Source organism: Actinomadura rubrisoli (genome assembly GCF_004349215.1).
Classification (GTDB): Bacteria; Actinomycetota; Actinomycetes; order Streptosporangiales; family Streptosporangiaceae; genus Spirillospora; species Spirillospora rubrisoli.
Window position 1 is genome coordinate 1 of record NZ_SMKU01000390.1, and the last position, 7,984, is coordinate 7,984.

Annotated in this window: 9 protein-coding genes; 5 read left to right on the forward strand and 4 right to left on the reverse strand. The window is 71.7% G+C overall.

What is annotated here, in order from left to right:
* The 3 genes from E1298_RS48825 to E1298_RS40520 all read left to right on the forward strand — a co-directional run.
* A partial coding sequence (locus E1298_RS48825; protein WP_243726134.1) for an HNH endonuclease signature motif containing protein occupies positions 1–407 on the forward strand: 407 nt, incomplete at its 5' end.
* A gap of 70 nt (positions 408–477) precedes the next feature.
* Positions 478–606, forward strand: coding sequence for a hypothetical protein (locus E1298_RS51405; RefSeq protein WP_279499565.1), 129 nt, complete (start codon positions 478–480; stop codon positions 604–606).
* 643 nt (positions 607–1,249) lie between these two features.
* Complete coding sequence (locus E1298_RS40520) at positions 1,250–1,627, forward strand: MerR family transcriptional regulator (RefSeq protein ID WP_131902691.1); 378 nt, start codon at positions 1,250–1,252, stop codon at positions 1,625–1,627.
* Here the strand turns inward: E1298_RS40520 and E1298_RS40525 are convergent.
* Both E1298_RS40525 and E1298_RS40530 read right to left on the reverse strand, forming a co-directional pair.
* Entirely contained in the window at positions 1,591–2,001 is a 411-nt protein-coding gene (locus E1298_RS40525; RefSeq protein WP_131902692.1) for a hypothetical protein, read from the reverse strand. The genes E1298_RS40520 and E1298_RS40525 overlap by 37 nt on opposite strands.
* Positions 1,992–2,603, reverse strand: coding sequence for a TIGR03086 family metal-binding protein (locus E1298_RS40530; protein WP_131902693.1), 612 nt, complete (start codon positions 2,601–2,603; stop codon positions 1,992–1,994). Before E1298_RS40530 ends, E1298_RS40525 begins: the two co-directional genes overlap by 10 nt.
* A gap of 82 nt (positions 2,604–2,685) precedes the next feature.
* Between E1298_RS40530 and pdxR the strand changes: the two genes are divergently transcribed.
* Entirely contained in the window at positions 2,686–4,104 is a 1,419-nt protein-coding gene (pdxR, locus tag E1298_RS40535; protein WP_131902694.1) for a MocR-like pyridoxine biosynthesis transcription factor PdxR, read from the forward strand.
* On the opposite strand, the gene E1298_RS40540 is transcribed toward pdxR, so the two are convergent.
* On the reverse strand, positions 4,085–5,362 hold the full coding sequence (locus E1298_RS40540) for an ABC transporter ATP-binding protein (RefSeq protein ID WP_131902695.1): 1,278 nt from the start codon (positions 5,360–5,362) through the stop codon (positions 4,085–4,087). The two genes, pdxR and E1298_RS40540, sit on opposite strands and share 20 nt — an antisense overlap.
* Positions 5,363–5,744: 382 nt before the next feature.
* On the opposite strand from E1298_RS40540, the gene E1298_RS40545 reads away from it, so the two are divergent.
* The gene (locus E1298_RS40545) at positions 5,745–7,280 is read left to right on the forward strand and encodes a M20/M25/M40 family metallo-hydrolase (RefSeq protein WP_207945132.1); all 1,536 of its coding nucleotides are present in this window, start codon (positions 5,745–5,747) and stop codon (positions 7,278–7,280) included.
* Positions 7,281–7,314: 34 nt separating this feature from the next.
* Here the strand turns inward: E1298_RS40545 and E1298_RS40550 are convergent, their stop codons facing one another.
* On the reverse strand, positions 7,315–7,923 hold the full coding sequence (locus E1298_RS40550) for a putative glycolipid-binding domain-containing protein (protein WP_131902696.1): 609 nt from the start codon (positions 7,921–7,923) through the stop codon (positions 7,315–7,317).
* Positions 7,924–7,984 lie beyond the last annotated feature (61 nt).

Below are 7,984 nucleotides of genomic sequence, written 5' to 3' on the forward strand. Positions count from 1 at the left end.
ACGGGACCCCGATCCCGCCCCAGCAGGCCCGCCGCATCGCCCTGTCCGCCGGAGTCTCGCCACTCCTGCTCGGGCCCGGCAACACCCCGCTCTACCTCGGCCACCGGGTCCGGTTCGCCACAGCCGGGCAGCGCCAGGTGCTGGAAACCCTGTACCCGACCTGCGCGGTACACGGCTGCGAAGTCCCCGGCACGCTGTGCGAAGTCGACCACGTCGACGGCTGGGTCCTGGGAGACAGCCCCACCGACATCGACAAACTCGCCCTTTGCTGCGGCTGGCACAACCGCTTCAAGCACGCCAACGCCCAACAGTTCTACGTCGATAGAGATCCGGGTGGCCGCTACACCTACCGTCTGCTTCCGCCAGTGGGAGCCCCACGGCATCAGGCCCAGCCAGGAGGGCCGTAACCCGCCTGGGCTTGCCCGGCCCAGTTGCAGCGTCCCCGGCAAGGATCCGGTCTGCTTCTTCCGCACGGAGATGACCGGCCTGCTCAACGCGCTGGACGCCCCCGTGCCTGGGGCGTCCGCGAGTTCCGGCATCGATGTGTACGCGGAGCGGACGGAGATCCGCTGGCGTCCCGCCCGGCGAGGTGGGGCGTGGTGGTGAACCGTTCACGAGGAGCTTGGCCGCCGCTGAGCTGCCTCACCTGATCGTCGCCTTCAAGAAGGCCGTCGAGCCGCTCACCACGCACAGCCTTCAAGGGCAGCGCCGGTCGTGCTCCTGATCGGGACGATCTGGGGGCCGCCCGTCCATCCGGAATCGCCGCTCTTCCCCGTCCCCTCCTTTGCACGCCGACGATGGCGGGTGACCGCTGCTACGCGCCCGACGTCAAGCGCGCGATCGCCCTTGCGATGACAACCCCGTGCCCCACCTCGACATCACCCGGCTCGCCTACGACTCCGGCTTCGTGCCGGGCTTCGACGTCGCCCGCTACGTCGTGGCGACAGTCCGCGCTGAGGGGGCGCGCTTGTGCTTGTCTTCGGCGTGCGCCATGGACGACCGGCGGCATCGCCTAGTAGTGCCTTGTTAGGTCAGCCTGTTGTGACTGGGGGTTGGTGCTGCGTGCTGCGGCTGAGGTGTTCGCGCCGCTGGCGCGCAGTGATCAGCCCTGCCAACGACCGCCCTAGCAAGGCACCGGTGCTCGCCTGGGTGGTGGTTTTCCGTCGTTCTCCTCTGGATCGGCGCATGCGGTGGTCTACTGGGCGGGTTTTTCTGGCGCCGGGTGTGTTGTCGGTGGGATTCTTGGCGGGTGAGTTCCTACTCTCCGGGTGAGACCGCCGTGAAGAGCGGCTTCAGCATCGACACGTTGCGCTATTACGAGAAGATCGGGCTGCTGTCCGGGATCGCTAGGAACGCGTCGGGGCGGCGCGTGTTCAGTGATGACGATCTGCAGTGGCTCGGGATGTTGCGGTGTCTGCGCGAGACGGGCATGCCGATCGCGGAGATGCTGCGTTATTCCGAGCTCGCCCGGGGCGGGACGGAGACCGTCCAGGAGCGGCTGGAGCTTTTGCAGGCTCACGATCGCCGGGTGGAAGAGCAGATCGCCAAGCTGCGGGAGCAGCAGGAGCAGGTCCAGTGGAAGATCGGCTTCTACCGGGACTCGGTGTGCGACGGGGCCTCGGGTTGAGCGTCCAGTAGTTGGTGGGCGCGGGCCCAGATCTGCCCCGGGTCGAAGTGGTCGACCTCCCAGGTGTGGGCGCGGATCCGGCCGCGGTGCCGGAAGCGGCGCATGATCGCGACGTGGGGCGGCCAGGCGACGAAGCGGTGCAGGTCGGCCTCGGTGGTCCAGATGGAGACTGAGCCGCTCCGGCGCTGCAGGGGTCTCGTCCACAGCCAGAGGCCGACGGCGCCCTCCAGGTCGGGCCAGGCGCGGCGGAGTTCCAGGCCGGCGCGGTAGATCCTCGGCAGGTCGCGTGCGGTGCCGGTGAAGTCGGTGACGCTGACCAGGATGGGGCCGCGGGACTTGGCGGGGCCTCGGCGCCACGACGTCCTCAGCTCCATGTGGGCGTCCGGCCGAGGAGGGTGAGCAGGCGGTCCGCGGGTGCGGCGCCGTCCGGGGACGGGACGGCCCGGTCGAACGAGAGGCCGGGGCCGCGGCTGCCAGGGTCGGTGGGGACGATTCCGGCGACCTTGAGGGACGCGGCGACGAGGTCGTCGGCGGGCTCCCAGGGGACGTGGATCGCCGCGGCGACGTCCCAGGCGTGGACGACCAGGTCGACGAGGTGGAAGCTGATCGCGAGGGAGGCGGGGAAGCCGCCGCCTTCGCCGACCTCGGGCAGGATGAGCTCCTGGTCGAGGCTCACCTCGGAGAACGCCTTCGTGACGAGGTCAGCGGACGTCACGGCGGCCGCGTGGGGGTCGGTGCCGAGGTCGCCGTTGCGCCAGTTCCGGAGGCGGGCGCCGTCGCCGCGCACGGCGGCGGCGAAGCCCTCGTCCTGGCTCACCTGGTGGCGGAGGAGGCCGTTGACCGTCCAGTCGGCGCAGGGGGTCGGCAGGGCCAGCGCGTCGGGCGTCACCTGCGCGACCGTAGCGAGGTAGAGGTCGAGGGCCTTCCGGTCGAGGTCCCTGAAGTCGGTGGTGAGCAGTTCGGTCAGCAGGTCCATGCGTTCACCGTAGGGACGGAGAGAGGCCCAGGTACAGGGCCAAAATTGTGCGAAATGACTGAGCCGATTTAGGGTCGGGCGCGTGGACCTGCATGTCAGCCTCGTGGGACGCCGGGATCTCGCCGGGCAGATCTACCGGCAGCTCCGCGTGGCGATCCTGGACGGACGGCTGCGCGCGGGCGAGGCGCTGCCGCCGACCAGGGAGCTGGCGCGGCGGCTGGAGATCTCGCGCAACACGGTCGGCGTCGCCTATGACCGGCTCACCGCGGAGGGGTTCCTGACCGGCCGGGTGGGCGCGGGGACGTTCGTCCAGGAGGCCGGGCCCGTGGCGAGGGGCGCCCCGGCGGCCTCGCCGCTGCGGCCGAGGCGCGTCTGGGACGACATCTCGGTGTGGCCCGGGCGGATGCCGGGGATCAGGTGGGACTTCCGCGCGGGGCTGCCCGACGTGCGGCTGTTCCCGTACGAGCCGTGGCGGCGGATCATGGCGGGGCGGTTGCGGGCCTCGGCGCTGGACGATCCGGCGGCGGCGGGCGATCCGGCGGGGCTGCGGGGCCTGCGGGAGGCCATCGCGCGGCATGTGGGGGTCTCGCGGTCGGTGCGGGCGGGCGCCGATGACGTGGTGGTGACCTCGGGGATCCAGCAGGCCCTGGATCTGATCGTCCGGGTCCTGCTGGAGCCCGGCGATGTGGTGGCCGTGGAGGATCCCGGTTATCCGCCCGCGGTGATGCTGCTGAGGGCGGCGGGCATGCGGGTGGTGGGCGTCCCGGTCGACGCGGAGGGGCTGCGGGTCGACGCCCTTCCGGACGGGGCCCGCGCCGTGTACGTCACGCCGTCCCACCAGTTCCCGCTCGGGATGCCCATGTCGCTGCCCAGGCGGAGGGCGCTGCTTGACTGGGCCCGGCGGCGGGACGTTGTGATCGTCGAGGACGACTACGACACCGAGTACCGGTACGGCGGCCGTCCGATCGAGCCGCTGCAGAGCCTCGACGAGGACGGCCGGGTCCTCTACACCGGGACGTTCTCCAAGATCATGCGGCCGGTGGTGCGGCTCGGGTTCCTCGTGGCGCCGCCGTCGCTGCACCGCGCGTTCCGCATGGCCCGGTACGTCTCGTCCTGGCATGCCGAGATCCCGGCGCAGGCCGCGCTCGCCCGGTTCATCGACGAGGGGCTGCTGGCGCGGCATATCCGCAGGTCGCGCAGGGAGTACCAGGCGCGGCACGAGCATGTCGCCGAGCTGCTCGGCACCTGGTTCGCGGGACGGCTCGAACCCGTCCCGTCCGCGGCGGGGCTGCATCTGAGCGCCACCCTCCCGGACGGCACCGACGACGCGGACCTGGTCCGCAGGGCCCTCGCGGAGGGCGTCGGGCTGTTCGCGCTGTCGGAGTTCGCCGTGACCGGGCCGCCCGCCCCCGGGCTGGTCTTCGGCTACGGCGCGGTGACGACGGCCGAGATCGACGCCGGGCTGCGGTGCCTGCGGCGGGTCATCGTTGGACGGGGGTGACGCGGCGGCCGTCGGCGCCGAACAGCAGGACGCGCTCCAGGTCCACGCACAGCGCGACATGGTCGCCGCGGTTCGGGCGGTTGCCGGAGGCGATGCGGAAGACGAGGTCGGAGCGGCGGTGGTGGCCCGCGTGCCCCTCCGGCGCCGGCTCGTCGACGACCGCGGACCGGCCCAGCAGCGCCCGCAGCCGTCCGACCAGGCCGATCTGCTCGGGCTCGGGCTCGTCGGGCTTCTTGATCCCGCCCACCTCGTTCGCGTCCACGGTCGGGATGCCGACCTCGGCGTAGGCGAGCCACTCGTGCCCGTGGAACTCCAGCGCGCGCACCTGGCCGGACAGGACGGTGCCGGGCGCGGCGGGGGACCCCGCGGCGATCGGGGCGAGGGTGTCCGGGCGGATCCCCACGATCACGTGCTTCCCGTGGTGGCTGATCATGGAGGACGCGCGCGGATCGTCCCAGGGGATCGACAGGCGCTGGGGGCCGAGGTCCAGCAGCAGGCCCTCGCCCTCGACGCCCCAGAGGGTGGCCTGGAGGAGGTTGATCGGCGGCGAGCTGAGGAACGCGGCGGTGAACACCGTCGCCGGGTCCTGGTAGATCTGCTCCGGGGTGCCGACGTCCTCCAGGACGCCGTCGCGGAGCACGGCCATGCGGTCGGCCATCGTCATCGCCTCGACCTGGTCGTGCGTGACGTAGACGGTGGTGGTGCCGCTGGAGCGGACCAGGGCGGCGATCTCGACGCGCAGCTCGGTGCGCAGCCCCGCGTCCAGGCTGGACAGCGGCTCGTCCATCAGGAACAGCGACGGTTCGCGGATCAGCGCCCGCCCGATCGCCGCCCGCTGCCGCTGCCCGCCCGACAGCGTGCGCGGCAGCCGGTCGATCATCGTGTTGATGCCCAGCGCGCGCGCCAGCTCGACCACTTTGGCGGTCGCCTCGGCGCGGTCGTCACCCAGCACCTCCAGCGGGAACATCATGTTGCCCTTGACGGTGCGGTGCGGGTAGAGCGCGCCCTCCTGGAACACCATTGCCACGTTCCGATCCCGTGGGGACAGCTCGTTGGCCACGGCCCCGTTCAGCCACAGAACGCCCGAGGTGATCTCCTCCAGGCCGGCGATCATGCGCAGGATGGTGGACTTGCCGCACCCGGACGGCCCGAGCAGGACGAACAGCTCACCGTCGTTGATGCGCAGACGCACGTTCCGAACAGCCACCTGCCCGCCCGGATAAACCTTGTCGACGCCGTCTAGCACAACATCCGTCATCGGGGCCACCTGGGAGTAAGCAAAATCTTGGTGCGTCATCTCATCGTGCACCGGGCCGTTTGTCCATAGCCAACATGGGGTTACTCACCGTTAACCGGGCCGGGTCTGGCCATGGCCGCGCCACGGTCCGTTCCGGAGTGATCACAACGCGGCCGGGGCCGTGGAGCACCCGTGGACGGGGCGGCGGCGGGGGCGTCCGGCCGTCGTCGATCATGCTTCGCGGGTCCCGCTGGAGATCGGGAACGCCCCGTGTCACGCTGATGATCGAGGCGGAGGCGGCGGCCGCGGTCCGGAGCGGCGGCCCGTCCCCGCCCGTCCAGGGTCCGGGAGAGCCCTGCAGCCCCGCCCGCCGGGCGCTCCCGCCGTCGAAGGAGGAGCTCTCATGCCCGACTCCCCACTGCCCGTCACCCGCCGCACCTTCCTCCACCGCACCGGTGCGGGGGCCGTCCTGCTCGCGGGCGGCGCACTCGCGGGCGGGACGGCCGCCGCCGCGCCCGCCCTGCCCGGCTCGCCCGCCCGCCGGCTCGCCCCGCCCGACCTCGACCCGCTCGCCCTGCTCAAGAGGATGCTCGCGTTCGACACCCAGAACTTCGGCGAGGGCGGCGTCACCCGTCCGCACGCCGAGATGCTCAAGGCCCTCTGGGAGTCGGCGGGCGTGTCCGCCGAGATCATCCCCACGCCCAAGAAGGACAACGTCCACCTCGTCGCCCGGATCAAGGGCACCACCGCGGCCCCGCCGCTGCTGCTGCTCGGCCACTCGGACGTCGTGCCCGTCGAACGCGACAAATGGTCGGTCGACCCGTTCGCGGGCGTCGTCAAGAACGGCGAGATCTACGGCCGCGGCTCCCTCGACATGAAGGGCGCCAACGCCGCGTTCATCACCGCCCTGCTGCGCCATCTCAAGGAGGGCGGCAAGTTCGACCGGGACATCATCGTGCTCACCGACTGCGATGAGGAGGCGGGACAGTACGGCTCCCGGTGGCTCGCCGAGCACCACTGGAACAAGATCGACGCGGGCATGGTCCTCACCGAGGGCGGCTGGTTCCTCGCCCAGAAGGACCGGACGACGCCCATGCTCATCACGGTGACGCGCCAAGACAAGGTCTACTTCAACCTCGACCTCGTCGCGGACGGGACCGCCACCCACTCCTCCAAGCCCAACCCCGACTCGGCCATCGCCAAGCTGTCGCGCGCCGTCACCGCGCTCGACACGTGGCTGGCGCCGGTCACGCTGACCCCGGTTACCCGCGAGTACTTCTCCGCGCTCGCCAAGGCCACCCGCGACGCCCCGTTCAAGCGCGCGCTGGAGCTCCTGCTCTCCGCCCGCTCCCAGCACGCCCGGGAACGGGCCGCGGCCCTGGTCGTCAAGCGCAGCTCATATCCCTGGCTCCACCGCGCCCTTCTCCGGACGACCCACGCCTTCGTCATCGAGGACGCGGGCTACAAGGAGAACGTCATCCCGTCCGCCGCGACCGTCCGGATCAACTGCCGGGGCGTTCCGGGCGGCCAGCGCCCACGCGACTTCCTGGCGGGCGTCCGCGAACGGCTCGCGGGCCGCGATGTGACGGTCAAGCTCGTGGGCAACCCCGGCGAGTCCGAGGAGGCCGCCCTCAAGCGCCTGGACGAGACGTTCGCCAAGCCACCGTCCAGCATCGACTCGCCCCTGTACGCGGCGATCGGCGACGCGGCCCGGCGGACCTATCCGGGCGCCGTGTTCGCCCCCGCCCTCTTCGAGGCCGGGACGAGCCTGGCGCCGTGGACGTCCCGCGGCGTCCCGGGCTACGGCGTCTACCCGTACGTGCTCGACAACGATCAGCTGGTCACCATGCACGGGACGGACGAGCGGATCTCCGTCGCCGCCCTCCAGCAGGGCACGGAGTTCATGTACCGGCTGTTCGACCGTTTCCGGGCCCGCTGACCGCTTCCGGGCCCGCTGTCGGATCGCCGGCCGTTCAGGACCCGGTGGACGGGAGGGTGATCGAGGGGTAGTCGACCACCAGGCCGTCCTGGTCGAAGACGATGTCCCGGGCGAAGCCGGGGGTGAAGAACCCCACCACGGAGCGGTCGCCGTCCCGGCGGACGAACGTGTACGTCTGCCGGGACGGCATGACCGCGAGGTCGGGCACGGAGATCCAGGCCATCACGTGGTCGGCCGGCCCGCCGCCGTGCAGGAGCCCGCCGCGCAGCACGGGCATCGTGTTGGTGAGCGGCGACAGCCCGAGGTCGCAGTCGAGCGCGCCCTCGATCGCGGCGGCGTCGCCGCCCGGCGGCGGCAGCGCCACATGCCCTTCCGCGCGCGCGTTGACCGTCCATTCCCCTTCGGGCCGGTTGACCAGTTCCAGCCATCGCCGCCACGGCCCGGTGTCCTCGTCGGTGCCGGACGTCCGCACGAGAAGGCGCGCCGTCACGTACCGGTCGCCGGTCGTCAGCTCGTATTCCAGCCGGTAGGGGAGGGGATCGCGGCCGATCGCCGAGCCGGTCGCCGCCATCCGTCCGGCCTCCAGGTCGACCTCCGCCAGCTCCGCGCCCTCCGGTTTCACCCACACCAGCGATCTCGTCATGTCCCCAGTATCCGGGACGACCCGGACAGCCCGGGCGCGTCGCGGGCGGGGCGGCCGAGGC

Bases quoted from the DNA above. Each gene is read 5' to 3' on its own strand.
- E1298_RS40530 (WP_131902693.1), bottom strand. From the start codon at position 2,603: ATGGACCTGCTGACCGAACTGCTCACCACCGACTTCAGGGACCTCGAC.
- E1298_RS40525 (WP_131902692.1), bottom strand. From the start codon at position 2,001: ATGGAGCTGAGGACGTCGTGGCGCCGAGGCCCCGCCAAGTCCCGCGGC.
- E1298_RS40540 (WP_131902695.1), bottom strand. From the start codon at position 5,362: ATGACGGATGTTGTGCTAGACGGCGTCGACAAGGTTTATCCGGGCGGG.
- E1298_RS51405 (WP_279499565.1), top strand. From the start codon at position 478: ATGACCGGCCTGCTCAACGCGCTGGACGCCCCCGTGCCTGGGGCGTCC.
- E1298_RS40545 (WP_207945132.1), top strand. From the start codon at position 5,745: ATGCCCGACTCCCCACTGCCCGTCACCCGCCGCACCTTCCTCCACCGC.
- E1298_RS40550 (WP_131902696.1), bottom strand. From the start codon at position 7,923: ATGACGAGATCGCTGGTGTGGGTGAAACCGGAGGGCGCGGAGCTGGCG.